The organism is Dyella sp. 333MFSha, assembly GCF_900102405.1.
GTDB classification, from domain to species: Bacteria; Pseudomonadota; Gammaproteobacteria; order Xanthomonadales; family Rhodanobacteraceae; genus Luteibacter; species Luteibacter mycovicinus.
The window spans coordinates 256588-276756 of sequence record NZ_FNBR01000004.1 but is presented as its reverse complement, the minus strand read 5'-3'; the positions used below and the strand labels follow the sequence as shown (position 1 = coordinate 276756).

15 protein-coding genes are annotated in these 20169 nt (G+C 66.3%); 7 read left to right on the top strand and 8 right to left on the bottom strand.

The window, feature by feature from the left end:
• Positions 1-65 precede the first annotated feature (65 nt).
• On the top strand, positions 66-2903 hold the full coding sequence (locus tag BLT40_RS16245) for a hybrid sensor histidine kinase/response regulator (protein ID WP_218124572.1): 2838 nt from the start codon (positions 66-68) through the stop codon (positions 2901-2903).
• Positions 2904-2945: 42 nt separating this feature from the next.
• Here BLT40_RS16245 and BLT40_RS16240 read toward each other — a convergent pair whose 3' ends face one another.
• Positions 2946-3851 (bottom strand): SDR family oxidoreductase, encoded by a 906-nt coding sequence (locus BLT40_RS16240; RefSeq protein ID WP_043691809.1) that lies wholly within the window; start codon positions 3849-3851, stop codon positions 2946-2948.
• A gap of 81 nt (positions 3852-3932) precedes the next feature.
• Entirely contained in the window at positions 3933-4442 is a 510-nt protein-coding gene (locus BLT40_RS16235; RefSeq protein WP_090354915.1) for a DUF2501 domain-containing protein, read from the bottom strand.
• Positions 4443-4564: 122 nt separating this feature from the next.
• Between BLT40_RS16235 and BLT40_RS16230 the strand changes: the two genes are divergently transcribed.
• The 4 genes from BLT40_RS16230 to BLT40_RS16215 all read left to right on the top strand — a co-directional run bounded on the left by BLT40_RS16230 (position 4565) and on the right by BLT40_RS16215 (position 13238).
• Positions 4565-7117, top strand: a complete 2553-nt coding sequence (locus tag BLT40_RS16230; RefSeq protein ID WP_090354910.1) for an alpha-L-rhamnosidase — start codon at positions 4565-4567, stop codon at positions 7115-7117.
• 129 nt (positions 7118-7246) lie between these two features.
• The gene (locus tag BLT40_RS16225) at positions 7247-8938 is read left to right on the top strand and encodes a methyl-accepting chemotaxis protein (RefSeq protein WP_090354907.1); all 1692 of its coding nucleotides are present in this window, start codon (positions 7247-7249) and stop codon (positions 8936-8938) included.
• 43 nt (positions 8939-8981) lie between these two features.
• Complete coding sequence (locus tag BLT40_RS16220; RefSeq protein ID WP_090354906.1) at positions 8982-10661, top strand: AMP-binding protein; 1680 nt, start codon at positions 8982-8984, stop codon at positions 10659-10661.
• Between the two features lie 117 nt (positions 10662-10778).
• Positions 10779-13238: a membrane-bound PQQ-dependent dehydrogenase, glucose/quinate/shikimate family gene (locus BLT40_RS16215; RefSeq protein ID WP_090354905.1), complete on the top strand. Its 2460-nt coding sequence runs from the start codon at positions 10779-10781 to the stop codon at positions 13236-13238.
• Positions 13239-13330: 92 nt separating this feature from the next.
• Here the strand turns inward: BLT40_RS16215 and BLT40_RS16210 are convergent, their stop codons facing one another.
• Positions 13331-14536, bottom strand: a complete 1206-nt coding sequence (locus BLT40_RS16210; RefSeq protein WP_090354903.1) for an MFS transporter — start codon at positions 14534-14536, stop codon at positions 13331-13333.
• Between the two features lie 70 nt (positions 14537-14606).
• Here BLT40_RS16210 and BLT40_RS16205 point away from each other — a divergent pair, with 70 nt between their 5' ends.
• Positions 14607-15395: an AraC family transcriptional regulator gene (locus BLT40_RS16205; protein ID WP_079520710.1), complete on the top strand. Its 789-nt coding sequence runs from the start codon at positions 14607-14609 to the stop codon at positions 15393-15395.
• Positions 15396-15423: 28 nt separating this feature from the next.
• On the opposite strand, the gene BLT40_RS16200 is transcribed toward BLT40_RS16205, so the two are convergent.
• Positions 15424-15921 carry a gluconokinase gene (locus BLT40_RS16200; protein ID WP_079520709.1) on the bottom strand — a complete coding sequence of 166 codons (498 nt, stop codon included), beginning with the start codon at positions 15919-15921 and terminating at the stop codon, positions 15424-15426.
• 86 nt (positions 15922-16007) lie between these two features.
• On the opposite strand from BLT40_RS16200, the gene ltaE reads away from it, so the two are divergent.
• Positions 16008-17021, top strand: coding sequence for a low-specificity L-threonine aldolase (gene ltaE / locus BLT40_RS16195; RefSeq protein ID WP_090354901.1), 1014 nt, complete (start codon positions 16008-16010; stop codon positions 17019-17021).
• On the opposite strand, the gene BLT40_RS16190 is transcribed toward ltaE, so the two are convergent.
• The 4 genes from BLT40_RS16190 to BLT40_RS16175 form a co-directional block, all read right to left on the bottom strand.
• Positions 17015-17830, bottom strand: a complete 816-nt coding sequence (locus BLT40_RS16190) for an N-acetylmuramoyl-L-alanine amidase (protein WP_254857220.1) — start codon at positions 17828-17830, stop codon at positions 17015-17017. The genes ltaE and BLT40_RS16190 overlap by 7 nt on opposite strands.
• Complete coding sequence (locus tag BLT40_RS16185) at positions 17794-18234, bottom strand: hypothetical protein (RefSeq protein WP_043691826.1); 441 nt, start codon at positions 18232-18234, stop codon at positions 17794-17796. The genes BLT40_RS16190 and BLT40_RS16185 overlap by 37 nt, the downstream gene beginning before the upstream one ends.
• A 91-nt stretch (positions 18235-18325) precedes the next feature.
• The gene (gene zapE / locus BLT40_RS16180; RefSeq protein ID WP_079520746.1) at positions 18326-19441 is read right to left on the bottom strand and encodes a cell division protein ZapE; all 1116 of its coding nucleotides are present in this window, start codon (positions 19439-19441) and stop codon (positions 18326-18328) included.
• Positions 19438-20136 (bottom strand): alpha/beta hydrolase, encoded by a 699-nt coding sequence (locus BLT40_RS16175; protein WP_090354899.1) that lies wholly within the window; start codon positions 20134-20136, stop codon positions 19438-19440. The genes zapE and BLT40_RS16175 overlap by 4 nt, the downstream gene beginning before the upstream one ends.
• Positions 20137-20169 lie beyond the last annotated feature (33 nt).

The window sequence follows — 20169 nt, the reverse complement described above, 5'->3', positions numbered from 1 at the left end:
TTCTACACAAAGCTTATGACCACTAACCGATAACATCTGCGTTCTTTCATAGGATCGCTCGCTAGATGACCTCGACGTTCGCGCTGCAGGAACATGCCCTGGTCACCGATGCGTTCGATGCGCTGCCCTACGGCTTCACCGCCGTCACGGCGGATGGCGAGCTCCTGTATGCCAATGCCTGGATGACGGCACGTCTCCGCGACGCGGGTGCCTGCGGCTTTCTGACCTGGTGGAACGAGGAAAGCCGGTCTCGCCTCGAGACCGCCTTGTCGCTCGCTGACGCCGCGGGCGTCCGTGAGCTGGCCCTGGGTTCCGTGGAGGGCGCCACCTGGCGCGTCTCGATCGAGCCGTGGCGCGCTTCGGCGCTGGGCCGGGCGTCCTTCGTCGTGAGCGTCCGACCGCTGTCCGGGGAGACCGAGGCCGCGCGCACCATCGAAGAGCGCCGCATCGCGCTGATCGAGGTCAGCGACATACTCCGCGAAGTCGAAGATCCCGCCGAGATCGCCTACCGCGTGGCCGAGGTACTCGGGCGAGCGCTCCGTGTCAGCCGTGCGGGCTATGGCTCGGTGGACACGATCGCGGAAACCATCACGATCGAGCGCGACTGGAACGCGCCGGGCATCGTGACGATCGCCGGTGTCCTCAACTTCCGTGAATACGGCTCCTACATCGACGATATCAAGGCCGGCCGTACCGCGGTCGTCTCCGATGCGTACAAGGACCCGCGCACGATCCATACGGCGGACGCGCTGGCGTCGATCAGCGCCACGTCGTTCATCAACATGCCGGTGACCGAGCGTGGCGGCACGGTGGCGCTGCTCTATCTGAATCACGAGAGCCCGCGGGAGTGGCCGGAAGAAGAGATCGACTTCGTCCGCGAGGTCGCCCATCGCACCCGAGTCGCGGTGGAGCGACGTCGCGCCGAGGCCGAGCTGCTCGAGTTCGCGCACAGCCTGGAGCGTCAGGTTGCCGAACGTACGCTGGAGCGGGACCGCATCTGGCGCCTGTCGAGCGACATCCTCGTCGTCGCGGACACCGACACCCGCCTGCTCTCGGTCAACCCGGCGTGGACCGCGATCCTCGGCTGGAGCGAGCGCGACTCCATCGGCCGCTCCTATCTGGACTTCGTGCACCCGGACGACACCGGGCGCACCGGTGAGGAAACCGAGCAGCTGGCCGACGGTGTGGCTACGCTCCGTTTCGAGAACCGCTACCGCACCGCGGACGGTGGCTTCCGGCACCTGTCCTGGCGGGCGGTGCCCAGTGAGGGCATGATCTTCGCCGTGGCGCGTGACGTCACCAGCGAGCGCGCACGCGACGCTGAACTCGGCGCCGCCCAGGAACAGCTGCGTCAGGCGCAGAAGATGGATGCGATAGGCAACCTGACCGGTGGCGTCGCGCACGATTTCAATAACCTCCTGCAAGTCATCAGCGGCAATCTGCAGCTGCTTGGCGCGGATGTGTCGGGCAACGAACGGGCCGAGCGGCGCGTCGCCAATGCGATGGCCGGCGTCACCCGTGGCTCCAAGCTGGCCGCCCAGTTGCTCGCCTTCGGCCGGCGTCAGCCGCTCGCGCCCAAGGTCGTCAACATCGGTCGCTTCATCCGCGACATGGACGAACTGTTGCGCCGCGCGCTCGGTGAGGCCATCGAGGTCGAGACCGTCATCGCCGGTGGCTTGTGGAACACGCTGGTCGATCCGTCCAATGTCGAGAACGCGCTGCTGAATCTCGCGATCAATGCACGCGACGCGATGCACGGGCAGGGCAAGCTCACCATCGAAGCCGGTAACGCCTTGCTCGACGAGGCCTATGCCACGGCACACGGCGACCTGCGTCCGGGCCAGTACGTCATGCTCGCCGTGACCGATACCGGTACCGGTATTCCGAACGACATCCTCGACAAGGTGTTCGATCCCTTCTTCACGACCAAGCCGGAAGGGCGTGGAACGGGCCTTGGCCTTTCGATGGTCTACGGCTTCGTCAAACAGTCCGGCGGCCACGTCAAGATGTATAGCGAGGCCGGTGAAGGCACGACGGTCAAGATCTACCTGCCGCGTTCGACGCAGAGCGAAGATCGCGTGGTAGCCATCGAGGAAGAAGCGGTGCGCGGCGGCGACGAAACGATTCTCGTCGCCGAGGACGACGAAGCCGTGCGCGAGACCGTGGTCGGCATGCTGGGTGAACTCGGCTATCGCGTGCTCAAGGCGCGTGACGCGGAGAGCGCCCTGTCGATCATCGAAAGTGGCATCGCCATCGACCTGCTGTTTACCGACGTGGTCATGCCCGGTCCGCTGCGCAGTCCGCAGCTGGCGCGCAAAGCCGTCGAGCGCCAGCCGGGGATCGCTGTGTTGTTCACCTCGGGCTACACGGAGAACGCCATCGTCCACGGTGGCCGTCTCGACGAAGGCGTTGAACTGCTCAGCAAGCCGTACACGCGCGAGCAGTTGGCACGGCGTGTGCGTCAGTTGTTGAGCTCGCGCGTCCCGCGCACGATCGCCGAAACGGTATCGGCACCCGCTGCCGGTTCCTCAGCGTCTTCCGCCGCGCTGCGGCCTTTGCGTGTTCTCGTCCTCGAGGACGATGCGCTGATCCGCATGTCCATCGCGGAGATGCTGGAAAGCCGCGGGCACACGGCGTTCGAGGCGGGCGACGGCAACGAGGCGATCCGCCTGCACGGTGTCGAGGGCATCGACGTGCTGCTCGCCGATGTGGGCCTCCCCGGCATGAGCGGTGTCGAAGTGGCGGAGCGCCTGCGCGAAAACCAGCCGGAGCTACCGGTGATTTTCGCTACAGGCGATCACCTGGCGAATGGCGTTCAGCGCGATTCGCATACGGCGGTCATCATCAAACCCTACGGCGTCGCCGATCTGATGGAAGCGCTGGGACGGATTACCCGGGGCTGACGGCGGCCAGTGCACCGGCCGCCACGAGGACGACACCGGAAGTCAGGGCAGGGTATTGCCTCCCGTCACCCCGTACGTCTCGCCGGTAATGAAGCTCGACTCCTGGCTGGCGAGCAGCACATACAGTGGCGCGCATTCCACGGGCTGGCCCGGACGGCCCAGCGGTACGTTCTTACCGAACTCCACCACCTTCTCCTGCGGCTGACCACCGCTCGGCTGCAGCGGTGTCCAGACCGGACCCGGCGCCACGGCATTCACGCGGATGCCCTTCTCGATCACCTGCTTCGACAATGCCTTGGTGAAGGCGACGATCGCCGCTTTCGTCGGCGCATAGTCCAGCAGGATGTCCGACGGCTCATAAGCCTGGATCGAGGCCGTGTTGACAATCGTCGCGCCCGGCGGCATGTGTTCCAGCGCAGCCTTGCTCAGCCAGAACAGCGCGAAGACGTTGGTGCGGAACGTCGCTTCGAACGACGCGGTGTCCAGTTCGTCGATCGACTTGCTGAACTGCTGACGGCCTGCCACGTTGGCGAGGATGTCGAGGCCACCGAGCTCCTTCACGGTGCGCTTGACCAGATCCTTGCAGAACGCCTCGTCGCTCAGGTCACCCGGCACGGCGACGATGGTGTGACCTTCGCCGCTGAGCAGCGCGACGACCTCGTCGGCATCCTTCTGTTCGGACGGAAGATAGTTGATCACCACACTGGCACCTTCCCGCGCGAACGCGATCGCCGCCGCGCGGCCGATGCCGGAATCACCGCCGGTCACCAGTGCCTTACGGCCTTTCAGGCGACCGTTACCGCGATAGCTGGTTTCGCCGTGATCGGGCTTCGGTGACATCTCCTTTGCGAGACCCGGCGCGGGCTGCGGCTGTTTGGAGAAGTCGGGTTGCGGATACTGCGTGCGTGGGTCGCGCATCGCATACGGGTCGTTCATGACATCGGTCATGGGGAAGTCCTCTTGGGTGGGGAGGACGTCAGGTGTACGGGGCGGCGCGTCCATGCGCCGTCCACGCACTGTCAGTGTTCGTTACATGCCGGCCATCTTCCTGCCTTGCTTCAGTACGGCGTCGCACACCTTGCGGGTGAGCTGCGCCTTCAGGTCACCGTTGCCCGATGACGCGCCGCTGGCGCCACCCAGATTCAGCGACTTGCCGTCGCCCGACGTCAGGATGCCCCGTGCGCCATCCAGGTACCCTTTGTCCTGGGTGGGCGCGGTGTCGGTTTTCGTGTTCGATCCGCCCGTGAACTTGCCCAGCATCGCACTGGTCGACGAGCTGTTCGCGTCGTTGTCGGCGGCGGCGTGGTCGCCACTCAGGCTGCCGAGCAGCTTGTCCTTGACCCCGCTGGCGCCGCTGTCGCCGCCGAGGTAGTTGTTGGTCATGCAGTACTGGAGAATGCCGGCGGCGTTGCTGGCGCTGCCCGAGGTGAGCGACCCGGAACCTCCCATCATGCCCTTGAGGCTGTCGAGCTGGGCGGCGGCGGCGCTGCCCGAGGCAAGTGTGGCGGCGAGGACGATGCCGGCGATGGCGGTCTTCATGACGTGGCTCCGGTGGCGAAGGTGGAAAAGGGATAAACCTTTGCACGTTAGATGGATGTGTGCGGCCTCCTCACTGTGCCTTCGCGATATGCTCGGAAGTCATCGCGCCCGAGGCCACCCGCTTGCACGCACTCCGCCGGTTCGCTTTCGTTCTTCTGCCCTTCGCTCCGCTGGCCCATGCGACCGTCACCGTCCATGCGCCACGCGTCGAGCGCAGCGACACTCCCACGTATGTCGACGTGGCAAAGCCACGTTTTTCGTGGATCATCCGGAGCGATGGCAACGGCACGGTGCAGACGGGCTATCGCATCGTCGTCACGCAAGCCGGAAAAACCGTGTGGGACAGCGGCGACGTACGTTCGACCCGATCCTTCGACATCGATTACGCGGGACCCGCGCTGGCACCAGGCGAACGTTACGACTGGCGTGCGGAGGTGCGTACGTCGGACGGCCAGGGTATGGTGAGCTCGCACTTCGACACCGCGCTCGATGAGTCAGGCTGGCAGGGCGCGCGCTGGATCGGCAAGGCGGACGCCACGAGCCTGCCCGCGCCGCTGTTGCGCAAGACGTTTCGGGTAAACGGCAAGGTCGACCGCGCCACGCTCTACGTGGCGGCTGGCGGATACGCGGATATGTCGATCGACGGGCAGCCCGTGAGCGACGCGGTGCTGTCGCCCGGCTTCACCGACTACGACAAGCGCGTGGAAGTCGTCGCCACCGACGTGCGGCTCGATGCCGGTGAGCATACGCTGGGTGCCGAGCTCGGCCGCGGCTTCTATGGGATGACCAACCCCAACGTCTGGCATTGGGAAAAGGCTCCGTGGCACGGGCAGCCGCGCCTGCGAGCACTGCTGCGCATCCGCTATGCCGACGGTCACCGGCAGGACATCGTCAGCGACGCGGAGTGGAAGCTCGCCGATGGCCCGACGCGGCTCGACGATCTCTACGGCGGCGAAAACTACGATGCGCGTCTCGCATCTCCGTCGACATGGGCCGCCGCAAGTGAGCTGCCCGCTCCGCGCGGAACGCTCGTCGCGCAGGCCGAGCAGCCCATACGGGTCGTGGATACGTTGAACGCCGTCGAGGTGACGGAGCCGAAACCCGGTACGTATGTTTTCGCTTTTCCGCGCGTTATCGCCGGCTGGGCAACGTTCGACGTGTCGGGTCCGTCGGGGGCGACGGTCACGGCGCACTACGGTGAGAAGCTGATGCCCGACGGCACGGTCGACGCGCGCGATGAGCATCATTATTTCAGACAGGGTTTTCAGACCGACCGGCTGACGCTGGCTGGCGGGCGTGAGCACTGGCATCCGCATTTCTCGTACAAGGGCTTTCGCTATGTGCAGGTCGATGGATGGCCTGGCGGCAAGCCGCTTCCCGGCGCGGTGACCGCACAGGTCATACACACCGATGTCGCCGAGACAGGGCGCTTCGACAGCGCGAATGCCTTGCTCAACTGGATCCATCGCGCGGCCGTCGACACCATGCTCAACAATCTCTACGGCATTCCGACCGATACGCCGATGTACGAGAAGAATGGCTGGACCGGTGACGGCATGGTCGGCGTGGACATGTTCCTGCGGAACCTCGACACGGGACGCCTGCTCGCGAAATGGGTCCGCGATATCGCCGACACGCGCGGGCCCGATGGCGCCCCGTTGCTGATCGCACCTAACCCCGGCTGGGGCAAGGTGCGCGCGCCCACCTGGCACTCGGCGTACGTGTTCATTCCCTGGTCGCTGTGGATGCAGACGGGAGACCGCCGACCCATGGAGGAGAACCTCGATGGCATCTCGCGCTATGTCGCGATGGAGGACGCCCGGTCACCGGGAGGCATCGCGGACACCGAACTGGGTGACTGGGTCAGTCCCGAGACCGATCCGGGTGGCGAGAACGCCCCCGAGGACAAGCATGTCGCCGCCACGGCGTACCTTTATGGCATGGAGCGTACGGTGGCGAGCATGTATCGCCTCAGCGGCGACACGAAGCACGCGGACGGTTTCGACGCGAAGGCGGCGATCGTGCGCGATGCGTTCAATGCGCGCTTCCTCGACCGCGACGCCGCCCGGTACCGTGGGGAGGGGGACAGCGGTTACCGCCAGGCGCACAACCTGCTGGCGCTGTCGTTCGGGCTCGTGCCCGACGCGTTGCGCGAGCGGGTCGCCGCCGGCGTGGCGGCGGATGCGAAAACGCGGGGCGATCACCTCGACACGGGTGCGCTCGCGACGAAGGTGATCCTGCCGGTGCTCACCGCGACCGGTCACGCCGACGAAGCCTGGCGTATCGCGACGCAGACGACGTTTCCGAGCTGGGGGTTCTGGCGCGACCACGGGGCGACCAGCTTGTGGGAGCACTGGAAGCTCGCATCGCGCTCCAGGGGCCATTACTTCCTGGGCACCGTGGACGACTGGCTCTTTGGCGATGTCGCGGGCCTGCGGCCGCTGGAGGCGGGCTGGCGTCGGTTCGAGGTGCGTCCTGCGCTGACAGCATGGCTGGACCACGCATCGGCATCGGTTATGACGCCTTATGGCGAGGCTTCGGTGGCCTGGCGCAAGGAGGGTGAGAAGGTGGTGGCCGAGGTGCTTGTGCCGGTGGGGGCGGAGGCGGTGGTGCGGTTGCCGGGGCGGCCCGAGGTGGTGGTTTCCTCGGGGCGGCATCGCTTCGCCGCGCCGTAGCTCGCTCGCGGGACGCGCGCCTGCTCTTCGCTGGATGATGCGCTGCCGCATTCCCCTTCACATCTCTGCAATAAAGTTCGACGCATGGCTTGCCGATAACGCCTATACGGGGAATCACGGGGGTGAGGCATGTCGTCGATAAAAAACTGGTTTGGCCGCACGCGGCTGAATACGCGCGTGTGGATGGTGATGACGGTCGTGGTGCTCGGCCTCTTGGCGCAGACCGTGATGTCGGGCGTCGAAAGCCGCGCGGTGCAGATGCGCGACCTGCAGGACACGCTGACCCAGCACGTGGACGCGGCGATCGCCATCGTCGACGGCTACCACGCGCGAGCCGCCAAGGGTGAGATGAGCGACGTCGAAGCACGTGTCGCCGCCCTGGAGGCGGTCGAGTCGATGCGCTGGGACGACGGCAAGGGCTACGTGTTCGCTTTCGATTCGACGCTGGCCATGCGTATGCATCCGCTGCGCCACGACGATATCGGTAAGAACATCCGCGACGATGCGGATGGCAAGGGCTTTCACCATTACGAAGCCATGCTGAAGGCGGATACGGCCGCCGGCCACGGCTTTACCCGTTACACCCAGATCATGCCCAGGACGAAGGAACTGCGCGACAAGATCAGTTATTCGTCGTGGTACAAGCCGTGGGATCTGCATCTGATTTCCGGTGCCTACTTCGATGACATCGACGCCGCCTTCGCCGCGCAGCTGAAACGCGACCTGATGAAGTCGGGCATTATCGCGGTGCTCGCGATGCTCATCGTCTGGCTGTCCATGAGCAGCATCCGTACCACGGTCGGCGGTGAGCCGCGCGACGCGGTGGAGATCGCCGGGCGTATCGCCGGGGGCGATCTGCGCACCGATGGGACCACGTTCGCACCCGCCAGCCTGCTCGGTGCGCTGGAGCGCATGCGCGGCACGCTGTCGTCCATCGTGACCGAGGTACAGGAAGGCGCACATGTCGTGTCCACCACCTCGGGCGAGATCGCCCGTGGCAACGACGATCTGTCGCAGCGCACGCAGGAACAGGCGTCCAGCCTCGAAGAAACCGCCGCGTCGATGGAAGAGATGACCGCGACGGTGAAACAGAACGCGGAGAACGCCGTCGCCGCGGATCGCCTCTCCCGGCATGCGCGTGGCGAAGCGGAGAAGGGCGGCGACGTCGTCGCCCAGGCGATGGACGCGATGATCCAGATCGGTGATTCCAGTCGTCGCATCGCCGACATCGTCGGCCTGATCGACGAGATCGCTTTCCAGACCAATCTGCTGGCATTGAATGCGGCGGTGGAAGCGGCACGTGCCGGCGAGCAGGGGCGTGGCTTCGCGGTAGTCGCCGCCGAGGTGCGCCGCCTCGCCCAGTCCAGCGCGTCCGCGTCCAGGGAGATCAAATGCCTGATCGTCGAGAGCGGCGAGCGTGTCGAAGCGGGTGCCTCACTGGTCGAGCAGTCGTCGACCGCCCTGGCGAGCATCGTCGCCAGCGTGAAGAAGGTCACCGATATCGTCGCGGAGATCGCCGCCGCGAGTGCCGAGCAGTCGGCGGGCGTGGATCAGGTCAACACCGCGATCGCACAGATCGATCAAGTCACCCAGGAAAACGCGGCACTGGTCGAGGAGGCCGCGGCCGCCGCCAAGTCGATGCAGGACCAGGCCCAGTCGCTGCGCGATCAGGTGGCGTTCTTCACCGTGGACGCGGTCGAGCGGCCGGCGCTGAAAGCCTCGCCCGCCGAACGCGCCGCGCACGATGCCCGTTTCGGTCAGGTCGGCAAGGCGACCGCGCCGGCCGCGACCGGCAGCGATGCCTGGGTGGAGTTCGCCTGAGGGTGTTTTATGCTGGTGTCATCGCACCGGCACGAGACCCCGCATGCACCACGCTCCCAGCTACGTCCACGGCGCAAGCGCCACGCCCCTCCTCGGGGAGACGGTCGGCGCACTGCTCGACCGTATCGCCGGGCGCTGGCCCGACCGGCCCGCGCTGGTCGTGCGTCAGCAGGGTGTGCGCTGGACGTATGCGGAGTTCCAGGCCGAAGTCGCCCGCGTGGCGGCCGGGCTGCTCGCCCTCGGTCTGGATCCGGGCGATCGCGTCGGCATCTGGGCGCCCAATCGCGCGGAGTGGGTGGTGGCCCAGTTCGCGGCGCCCAAAGCCGGACTGATCCTGGTCAACATCAACCCGGCCTATCGTTCTCACGAACTGGCTTATTCGTTGAACAAGGTCGGTTGTCGCGCGCTGATCCTGCCCCGCGTCTTCAAGAGTTCGCATTACCTGGAGATCCTTACCGGTCTCGCGCCCGAGATGGCCTCCGCCCTGCCGGGCGGTCTGCGCGCGGCTGCGTTGCCCGATCTGCGCCACGTCATCCTGCTGGACGATCAAGCGGCCCCCGGCACGCTGCGTTGGCAGGACCTGCGCGCGGACGACGCCGCACGCGCACGCCTGCGGGCGATCGAACCCGAGCTGGGTTTCGACGACGCGGTCAATATCCAGTTCACCTCCGGCACCACGGGTGCGCCCAAAGGTGCCACGCTGACCCACCACAACATCGTCAACAACGGGTTCTTCATTGGTGAGGCCATGCGTCTGACCGAGGAAGATCGTCTGTGCATTCCCGTGCCGTTCTATCACTGCTTCGGCATGGTGCTGGGTAATCTGGCCTGCGTGACGCACGGCGCCTGCATGGTCATCCCGGGCGAAGGGTTCGACGCGCTGACGACGCTGGAGACCGTGGCCGAGGAACGATGTACCGGCTTGCACGGCGTGCCCACCATGTTCATCGCGGAGCTCGAGCATCCGCGCTTCCACGAGTTCGATCTCAGCTCGCTGCGTACCGGCATCATGGCGGGCTCGCCCTGTCCCATCGAGGTGATGCGACGCGTGGTTCGTGAGATGCACATGAGCGAGGTGACCATCGCCTACGGCATGACCGAGACCAGCCCGGTCAGCTTCCAGACGATCCCGGAAGACCCGCTCGACCTGCGTGTGTCGACGGTGGGCCGCGTACACCCGCATGTCGAGGTGAAGATCGTCGACGAGCAGGGCCGCGTGGTACCGCGAGGCATGACGGGCGAACTGCTGACCCGCGGCTACTCGGTCATGCGCGGCTACTGGAACGACGATGCGAACACGCGCATGGCGCTCGACGAGGCGCGCTGGATGCACACCGGCGACCTGGCAACGCTGGACGATGCCGGTTACTGCACCATCGTCGGCCGGCTGAAGGACATGATCATCCGCGGTGGCGAGAACATCTATCCGCGTGAGATCGAGGAATTCCTCTACGGCCACCCGGACATCCAGGACGTGCAGGTGTTCGGCGTGCCCGACCCGCGGCTGGGTGAGCAGGTATGCGCATGGATTCGTCTGCGTGAAGGCTCGCCGGCCACGGTCGCGTCGATCCAGGACTATTGCCGCAAGCATCTGGCGTACTTCAAGGTGCCGCATTACGTGCGCTTCGTCGACGCGTTTCCGATGACGGTCACTGGCAAGGTGCAGAAGTATCTGATGCGGGAAACGATGACCGCGGAGCTTGCCGGAAGCGAGGCGATGTAAGCCCAGCGAAAGGATGACTCTGGGCACGATCCGGCTCGTCCGCGCCTCCACCTCGGATTCACGTCTTCCGCACGAATCTGTCCGCCGGGGGAGGGCCGACGCCATGAGTGAGTCCGTATGAACCGAGTCAGGAGATTCCACCCGGCGACGCTGTTCAGCGCGCTGGTCTTCGCCCTCTGGGGCGCCGTGATGTTGCTGGGCGGCATCCGCCTCTTCGGGTCGGGCGGCTCCGTGTATTACCTGGCGGCTGGCGCGATCACGTTGGTGGTCGCCGCGCTGCTGCTGTTCCGCGTACGGCTCGCCGTACCGATCTACGCCCTGCTGCTGATCGCCACCGCGGCCTGGGCCGTGTGGGAAGTGCAGTGGGACTGGTGGCAGCTTCTGCCGCGCCTGGATGTCTGGTTCGTGCTCGGCTTATGGCTCTTGCTGCCCTGGCCGAGACGCGGGCTTGGTCACGATCGCTTTGGCGAAACGGCACGCGGCACCGGCGGCGGTTTTCTCTTTCTTTCGCTGCTGATCGTTGCCGCCGTCGGCATCGTCGGCGCGCTGCATACCGACCACGACCAGCCGGGCGAGCTTCCGATGGCCGATGTCTCGGGACCGCAGGGCGACCGTGCCGCGCGTCCGGACAGCGACTGGACCGACTACGGCGGCTCGCCCTACGGTCAGCGGTACTCGCCGTTGAAGCAGATCACCCCCGATAACGTCGGCCAGCTGCAGGTGGCGTGGAAGATCCAGACCGGCGACGTGCCCGGCCCGGATGACCCCGCCGAGACCACGGCCGAGAACACGCCGCTGAAGATCGGTGACACCGTGTATCTGTGCACGCCGCACAGCAAGGTGATCGCGGTGAATGCGGCCACCGGTGAGAAGCGCTGGGAGTTCGACCCGAAGATCCAGAGCCCCGTCGGTTTCAAACACTGGGAGCACATGACCTGCCGCGGCGTGTCCTATCACGACGATGCGAAGTATGCGGCGGCGGTGATTCCCGCTCCGGCGACCACGGCGGCCGGAGTGCCGGCGGTCGCGTCGACCGCACCGCTGCCGCCGTCGGCCATCGCCACGGCAAGCTGCCCGCGCCGTCTGTTCCTGCCGACGGCGGATGCGCGCCTGATCGCGCTCGACGCGGACACCGGCCAGCCGTGCACGGACTTCGGCCAGCAGGGGACGGTGAACCTGCGGACGAACGTCGGCCCGTTCACTCCGGGTGGCTATTACTCGACGTCGCCACCCGCGGTGACGAAAGACCTCGTGATCATCGGCGGTCACGTGACCGACAACGAGTCGACCAACGAGCCGTCCGGCGTGATCCGTGCCTTCGACGTGCATGACGGTCACCTCGTCTGGAACTGGGATCCGGGCAATCCGGACGCGACCGCGCCGATCGGGCCCGACGGCATCTACACGCGCAACTCGCCCAACGTCTGGTCGCTCTTCAGCGTCGACGAAGGCCTCGGCATCGTCTATCTGCCGATGGGTAACCAGACGCCGGATCAGTTCGGCGGCGGTCGTACGCCGACGTCGGAAAAGTACAGTGCAGGTCTCGTCGCCCTCGACGTCGCCACGGGCAAGGTGAAGTGGAACTACCAGTTCACCCACCACGATTTGTGGGACATGGATGTGGGTGGCCAGCCGACGCTGATCGACCTGCAGACCGCGGACGGCGTAAAGCCCGCGGTGATCGCCTCGACCAAGCAGGGCAGTGTGTACGTGCTGGACCGCCGCGACGGGACACCGATCGTGCCGATTCAGGAAGTACCGCGCCCGCAGGGTGCCGTGGCGGGCGACCATACGGCACCCACGCAGCCGTTGTCCGACCTGAACTTCGCGCCGCCGCAGGTACGCGAGCGGGACATGTGGGGCACCACGCCGCTGGATCAGCTCTGGTGCCGCGTTCGTTTCCGCTCGCTGCGTTACGACGGCATGTTCACTCCGCCCTCGCTGCAGGGATCGCTGGTGTTTCCGGGTAACTTCGGCGTGTTCGACTGGGGTGGCGTGTCGGTCGATCCGACCCGCCAGCTGATGCTGATCAATCCGAGTTACATGGCCTTCCAGTCGAAGCTGATTCCGAAGGAAGAGCTGGCGAAGATGGAAGTCGGCCCGGCGAAGAGCGAGACCGAGGGCGTCAAGAAAGCCGAAGGCATTCCCTACGGCATCGAGCTGTCGGCCTTCCTGTCGCCGCTGGGCATTCCGTGCCAGGCGCCGCCGTGGGGCTATGTCGCGGGCGTGGACCTGCGCAGCGGCAAGATGATGTGGCGGCACAAGAACGGCACCATCATCGACAGCGCGCCGCTGCCGATCCCGATGCCGCTCGGCGTGCCCAGCCTCGGCGGTATGGTGACCACGGCTGGCGGTGTCACCTTCCTCAGCGGCACGCTCGACTATTACGTGCGTGGGTACGACGTCCGTACGGGCAAAAAGCTCTGGGAATCGCGTCTGCCGGCCGGCGGCCAGGCAACGCCGATGACCTATGCCGACAGCAGCGGTCGACAGTACCTGCTGGTGGTCGCCGGCGGACATGGTTCCCTGGGCACGAAGCAGGGCGACTGGGTGATCGCGTACGCCTTGCCGAAATAAAAAACGTCGCGGGGCGCGCTCGTGTAGGAGCGCGCCCCGCGCGCGATCGGTCTGCCATGCCGATGTCGCGCGCGAGGCGCGCTCCTGCAGGATCAGGGCTTCCTGGGCTCCGGCAAAAACGCCGCCAACAACCCGATCAACGGCAAAAACGCACAGACCTGATAAACCGCCTCGATCCCAAGATGATCGGCCAGCTCGCCCAGCCCCGCGGCACCCAGCCCGCCCATCCCGAACGAAAAGCCGAAGAACAATCCCGAGATCATCCCGACCTTACCCGGCACCAGCTCCTGCGCGAACACCACGATCGCCGGAAACGCCGAGGCCAGAATCAGCCCGATCGCCACCGTCAGCGGCGCCGTCCAGAACAGGCTGGCGTGCGGCAGCAACAGGGTGAACGGCAGGGTGCCGAGGATCGAGAACCAGATCACCCGCTTGCGTCCGAAGCGATCGCCGAGCGGGCCACCCAGCACGGTGCCGACGGCCACCGCGCCGAGGAACACGAACAGGTGCAGCTGCGCGTTCTGCACGGACACGTTGAAACGGTGGATCAGGTAGAAGGTGAAGTAACTCGTCAGACTCGCGAGGTACACGTACTTGGAGAAGATCAGCGCGAGAAGGACGGCGATGCCGCGCTTCGCATCCTTGCTGCTCGGCGCGATGGACGCGTGCTTGCCCGCGCTCGCCTTGAGGCGTGGCAGGCCGTGATGGCGATACCACTGGCCGACGTTCCACAGCACCGCGCCGGAGAGCAGGGCCAGCATGGCGAAGAAGGCCAGGCTCGACTGACCCCAGCGGACCACCACGATCGCCGCCGCCAGCGGACCCAGTGCCTGCCCGGCGTTGCCGCCGACCTGGAACAGTGACTGGGCCAGGCCATGACGACCACCCGAGGCCATTCGCGCCACGCGCGAGGATTCGGGGTGGAACACGGACGAGCCCATGCCGAGCAACGCCGCGCCGATCAACAGCATCGGGTAGGTATGTGCCGCCGACAACACCAGCAGACCGGCCAGCGAGAACAGCGTGCCGCCCGGCAGCGCCAGCGGCGTGGGACGGCGGTCCGCGTAGAGGCCCACCAGCGGCTGCAGGATGGACGCGGTGATCTGGTAGGTCAGCGTGATCAGACCGATCTGGCCGAAGTCCAGATGAAAACCGGCCTTGAGACCCGGATAGATGGCGGGCAGCAGCGACTGCATCATGTCGTTGAGCAGATGGCAGAAGCTGATAGCGAAGATGACGCCGTAAACGGTCGGGTCGGCGCGCGGCGTGTCTGCCGCGGCGCTCGCGGGCGCTTGCATGCGGGTGTCCTGGGGCGGGGGAGACCTATGAGAACACGATGCCACCCTGTCCCGCGCTAGGATATGGGTCATGAGTATTGGAGATCGGGACACCACGGACATCCCGTTTCGCGACGTCTTCGACGATACGCCGCGGGCGGTCGTATCGAGCGGCAACGAATATCCCTCGTCGTTCGAGCTGGCGACGCACCGGCACCGTCGCGGCCAGCTGCTCTACGCGTCCGCCGGCACGGTCGCGGTGACCACGCCCGACGGGGCGTGGCTGGCGCCGTCGGAGCGCGCGGTGTGGATTCCGGCCAATACTCCCCATTCCGTGCGCATGATCGGCACGGTCAGCACGCGCAGCGTCTACATCGAACACGATGCCGCGAGCCCGCTGGGCGATGTCTGCCGGGTACTTGCCGTCTCGCCCCTGCTGCGCGCGCTGCTGGTCGCGGCGGTCGAGGTGCCTCGCGAATACGATCTGGTCGGCCGCGACGGCATGCTGATGTCGCTGCTGGTGGCCGAAGTGGGCAGGGCGCGGACGATACCGCTGGCGTTACCGCTCCCTACCGATATGCGGCTTGCCGAGCGCTGCGCGCGCTTTCTGGAGCACCCGCGGATGACCGAGGGCATCGACGACTGGGCGGATGAGCTGGGTACGCACCGGCGAAGCTTTACGCGGCTGTTCCGGCGGGAAACCGGCATGAGTTTCGCGCAATGGCGGCAGCAGGCATGCCTGCTTGCGGCGTTGCCGCGCCTCGGCGCGGGCGCGACGGTGACGACGGTCGCGCTGGATCTGGGTTACGAGAGTCCGGCGAGTTTCTCGACGATGTTCCGGCGGGCGCTGGGCAAGCCACCGAGTCACTACCGCGGCTAGAACCGCCACGCGTCAACCGCCACGCGTCTTACTCAGTGTGACACCCCGCCAGGATAATTTTCTCGATCGCCTCGGCCGGAGGCATTCCCACATTGATCCGCAGCGCTTCATCCGCTGACGGTTCCTCCAGCGTCGCCAGCTGACTGTCAAGCAAGGTCGGATCGAAGAAGTGTCCACTACGATGACCGAGCCGTTCCGCCAGCAACTCGCGCGAAGCATGCAGGTAGACGAAGCGCACATCCTCATGTCCATGCCGCAGGAAATCGCGATAGCGTTTCTTCAGCGACGAACACGCCAGCACCATCGATTCGCCGAGCGCGCGATGGCGATCCATCTCGGCGACGATGGCCTCCAGCCAGGGCTGGCGGTCCGTATCGTCGAGTGGAATGCCACGGGCCATCTTGTCGCGATTGGCCTGGGGATGAAGAGGGTCGGCATCCACGAAAGGCTGGCCAAGGCGCGCGGCCAGGCCCTCGCCTATCGTACTTTTGCCACTGCCGGAGACGCCCATGACGATAGTGATCATCGGACAAGCATGCCGCGGCGTCGGCCACTGATTCGTGAACGGCTTCGCGTACCATCAGCGATACGTCTTCCTTGCCGACAACGCTCATGAACCTCATCGATCTGCGCAGCGACACCGTTACCCGTCCCACCGACGCCATGCGCGAGGCCATGCTGCGTGCGCCGGTCGGTGACGATGTCTATGGCGAAGACCCCACGGTCAACGCGTTGCAGGAGCGCCTCGCCGGTGAGCTCGGCTTTGCCGCCGCGCTGTTCGTGCCGACCGGCACGCAGAGCAATCTGCTGGCGCTGATGGCTCACTGCGAGCGCGGCGATGAGTACATCGTGGGTGCGGATGCCCACACCTATCGTTTTGAAGGCGGCGGCGCGGCGGTACTCGGTTCGATCCAGCCGCAGCCGATTCCGCAGGCCGCCGACGGCACGCTGCCGCTGGATAAGGTCGAGGCGTCGATCAAGCCGGTGGACCCGCACTTCGCCCGCTCGCGCCTGCTGGCGCTGGAAAACACCTGGCACGGTCGGGCATTGCCTTTCGACTATCTGGCGCAGGCGCGCGAAGTCGCGACCCGTCGCGGTCTCGGCCTGCATCTGGATGGCGCGCGCCTCTACAACGCGGCCACCGCCTACGGTCGCCCGGCACGCGATGTCGTCGCAGGTTTCGACAGCGTCTCCGTCTGTCTCTCGAAGGGCCTGGGCGCGCCCGTGGGCTCGGTGCTGCTGGGCGACACGGCCCTGATCGAACGCGCCCGCCGCTGGCGCAAGGTCGCCGGTGGCGGCTGGCGTCAGGCCGGCATGCTTGCCGCCGCCGCGATGTACGCGCTCGATCACCACGTGGAGCGCCTCGCCGACGACCATGCCCGTGCCGCGCGACTCGCTGACGGACTGCGCGCGATCGACGGCCTCGATGTCACCGGTTGCCACACGAACATGGTTTTCGTCGACGTTCCGGCCCCGCGGCTGAAGGATCTCGCCACGCGTATGGCGAATGCCGGCGTGCGGCTGAGCATCGGTTATCTGCCGTCGGTCCGCCTCGTGACCCATCTGGACATCGACGATGAAAGCGTGGACCGGACCATCGCCGCGTTCGCGTCGTTCGCTTACTGACGCGGCGCCATCAGCTTGCGCTGAAGCGAATACAGGATCGCCGCGTCGGTCACGTCCAGCGCATCGGTCTCCATGGCGCGATAGTGCCGATGGAACGCGATGATGGCGTTGCGTGGATTGGAGACGTCGTAGCCGACAAGGCGCATGGCCGCGAGGCTGTCGAAGCCGGCCGGTGCGGGTACCAGCGCGGCATCGGGCCACAGACCGAAGCCGTAGCGTGACAGTGTGGCCCACGGGAAGAGCGCGCTGGGGTCGTTCTTGCGGCCCGGCGCGATATCGCCATGGCCGACCACGGCCTGTCTCGGGATGCCGAGGCGTGAGGTCAGGTCGGCGAGCAGGTTGATCAGTGCCTGGATCTGCGGTTCGGTGAAGGGCGACACCCCGTCGTTGTCGATCTCGATGCCGATCGACGATGAATTGAGGTCGGTCATGTCGCCCCAGCGCGCCGCACCCGCATGCCAGGCGCGGTTGCCATCATCGACCAGCTGGTCGATGCGGCCATCCATTTCCACCAGGTAATGCGCGCTGACCGGGCCTTCGCTGTTGCGCGTGCGCAGGACGCGGAGCGCGGCGCTCGCATCGCCGATGGACGTGTGGTGAAGCACGATGAGCTGGGGCTTGCGCGCATTGAAGTTCGGCGATGGCGTCCAATGAGCCAGCGGACTGTGCTGGGGCGCGATGGCCGGCGCGGAGGCGCAAGCTGTGAGCAACAGCGCGAGCAGGGCACCTGAAGCGGCGCGCAGGCGCCCTGCCATCATGGCGCCACGGCCGATCATTCGACGCGGAAGTCGCTGCTGGTGATGACCCATTCGATCTCGTCGCCCGCGTCGCCGATATCGTCTCTGGACGCGACGACGATCTGCAGGTCGACGCAGTCGTGCCCTTCGGACAGCCACTCCGTCTTCTCCAGCGCCATGCCGCCTTTCTTCAGGGCCGCGCGCAACGCGGGCATGCTGGTGGGAAGCAGATCGATGCCTTCGTGGGTGAGCTGGCCGCCCATGACTTCGATGTCGCAAAGCTTGTCGTCGAGGAAGCGCAGCCGGACCCAGTCGTTGCCTTCGGCGTCGCTGTATTCGTCTTCATCGTCCCAGATGTTGTCACCACCGGACTTCCAGCCGAGCGCGTCGCGGAGCTTCTTGCGCGTCATGCCAAAGAAAATGTCGGTGTCGCCGCGGCGAATGCCGCGACCCGGAATCAGCTCGCAATGTTCCATGGCGTTCCTCGTCAGGTGGCGCGGGTGACCCCGCCCGTAAAGCATGAGGCCCCAAGCATGCGGCCTTCCAGCCGTCGCTGTCCACGCTGGATCAAGGCTTATGGTCACGCCCGAGGTAGTCCTCGCTCTGCATCTCGATCAGCCGTGACTCGGTACGACCGAACTCCGCGCGCAGCTTCGTTCCGTCATAGAGCTCGGTGATCGGCGCCGCGGCGGATATCACCAGCTTGACGTGGCGGTCGTAGAATTCGTCGACCAGCAGCACGAAGCGCTTGGCTTCATTCTCGGTGAAGACGGTGAACTGAGGCACGTTGGACACGATGACGGCGGGGTAGGCCCTGGCCAGTTCGATGTAGTCCGCGACGGCACGGGGCCCCTCGCAGAGCGCGGCGAAATCGAACCACACGATGTTCCCGGCACGCTTGCGAACCGGCACCTCGCGTCCGTTGATGGCGAGTTCGCCACCGTCGATCGTGTCGCCCTGCGCCTGACCCGAGAAGATCCGCGTCAGCGAATGCTCGGCTTCCAGGCCGGGCGGCACCAGATAGACGGACGCCTGGCTGAGCGCGCGCAGCCGCCAGTCGCGCGGCGAGACCATCTCGTGGACGACGCAGTGCTTCTCGATCGCCGCGATGGCGGGCAGGAAACGCGCACGCTGCAAGCCGTCCTTGTAGAGCCCGGATGGCGGCGTATTCGAGGTGGTGACGAGCGTGACGCCACGGGCGAACAGGCCGTCGAGCAGCCCGGCGAGGATCATGGCGTCCCCGATGTCCGACACGAGAAACTCGTCGAGACAGAGCACCCGGCATTTCGCGGCGAGCTGGCCGGCCACTTCGTCGAGCGGGTTCTGTCGTTCGCCCAGCTCGCGCAGCATGCCGTGAACCTCCAGCATGAAACGGTGGAAGTGCCGGCGCAGCGCCAGCCCGGGGGCGAGGCTCGAAACGAACAGATCCATCAGGAAGGTCTTGCCGCGACCGACGCTTCCCCACAGGTAAAGCCCGGGAACCGCCTGACGCGGCTCGCTGCCGAGCATGTTGCGCAGGCGGCCGAACAAGCCCCCGGCCGGCGCCGCTACCGGCGCGCAGAGGCCGGCGTGCAGCCGGTCGAACTCGGTGATCACCGGCAGTTGGGCGGGGTCGGATTCCCACCGGTGGCCTGCGATGCCGTCCCGGTAACGCTCGCCGGGTGTCGCTGCCGTGCCGTTCATGCGGCGTGCGGCGCGGGCGGCCATTCCTTGACCGCGTTCTTGATGGCGCCCCGCAGATCCATGAGACGGCGGTGGAAGAAGTGGCTGGTCTCCTCCATTTTCACCAGATGCGGCCGCTGCGCTTCGGGGATGCTCTCGATCCAGTCGTAGACGGCCTGCGGCTCGACGATTTCGTCGGCGTCGCCCATGACCACCAGCCACGGGCACGCGGGCAGCTCGACCTGTGAGAAATCCCAGCCGCGACCGGCGGCGGGAGGCGCGACGCTGATCAGCGCACGGGCGTCGAGGCGCACGGCGTTGCGGAGGGTCACGTAGCTGCCGAAGGAGAAGCCGGCGAGCCAGAGCGCGGCGCCCGGTCGCGCCTTACGCGCCCAGTCGACCACCGCGGCGAGATCGTCGCTCTCACCCTCACCGCCGTCGAACTCGCCTTCGGACTGACCGACGCTGCGGAAGTTGAAGATGACGGTGTCCAGGCCGGACTCGCGTAGCGAGCGCTCGACCATCGTGACCACCTTGTTGTGCATGCTGCCGCCGTCGGTGGACAACGGGTGGCAGATGACGGCGATGGCATCGCGGCGTAGTTCGGCGTCGCTGGGCTTGGCTTCGCATTCGAGCTTGCCTGCGGGACCCGCCAGCGCGAAGCTCACGGTCTCGTCCGGAAAATGCTCCGGCGCTGTAGGTTGAAGTGCGCTCATGCCCTCCATGATAACCGGTGGCCGTTCGCGACG

Bases quoted from the DNA above. Each gene is read 5' to 3' on its own strand.
- BLT40_RS16175 (WP_090354899.1), bottom strand. From the start codon at position 20,136: ATGAGCGCACTTCAACCTACAGCGCCGGAGCATTTTCCGGACGAGACC.
- BLT40_RS16215 (WP_090354905.1), top strand. From the start codon at position 10,779: ATGAACCGAGTCAGGAGATTCCACCCGGCGACGCTGTTCAGCGCGCTG.
- BLT40_RS16225 (WP_090354907.1), top strand. From the start codon at position 7,247: ATGTCGTCGATAAAAAACTGGTTTGGCCGCACGCGGCTGAATACGCGC.
- BLT40_RS16200 (WP_079520709.1), bottom strand. From the start codon at position 15,921: ATGATCACTATCGTCATGGGCGTCTCCGGCAGTGGCAAAAGTACGATA.
- BLT40_RS16245 (WP_218124572.1), top strand. From the start codon at position 66: ATGACCTCGACGTTCGCGCTGCAGGAACATGCCCTGGTCACCGATGCG.
- ltaE (WP_090354901.1), top strand. From the start codon at position 16,008: ATGAACCTCATCGATCTGCGCAGCGACACCGTTACCCGTCCCACCGAC.
- BLT40_RS16185 (WP_043691826.1), bottom strand. From the start codon at position 18,234: ATGGAACATTGCGAGCTGATTCCGGGTCGCGGCATTCGCCGCGGCGAC.
- zapE (WP_079520746.1), bottom strand. From the start codon at position 19,441: ATGAACGGCACGGCAGCGACACCCGGCGAGCGTTACCGGGACGGCATC.
- BLT40_RS16235 (WP_090354915.1), bottom strand. From the start codon at position 4,442: ATGAAGACCGCCATCGCCGGCATCGTCCTCGCCGCCACACTTGCCTCG.
- BLT40_RS16205 (WP_079520710.1), top strand. From the start codon at position 14,607: ATGAGTATTGGAGATCGGGACACCACGGACATCCCGTTTCGCGACGTC.
- BLT40_RS16210 (WP_090354903.1), bottom strand. From the start codon at position 14,536: ATGCAAGCGCCCGCGAGCGCCGCGGCAGACACGCCGCGCGCCGACCCG.
- BLT40_RS16220 (WP_090354906.1), top strand. From the start codon at position 8,982: ATGCACCACGCTCCCAGCTACGTCCACGGCGCAAGCGCCACGCCCCTC.
- BLT40_RS16240 (WP_043691809.1), bottom strand. From the start codon at position 3,851: ATGACCGATGTCATGAACGACCCGTATGCGATGCGCGACCCACGCACG.
- BLT40_RS16190 (WP_254857220.1), bottom strand. From the start codon at position 17,830: ATGGGTCATCACCAGCAGCGACTTCCGCGTCGAATGATCGGCCGTGGC.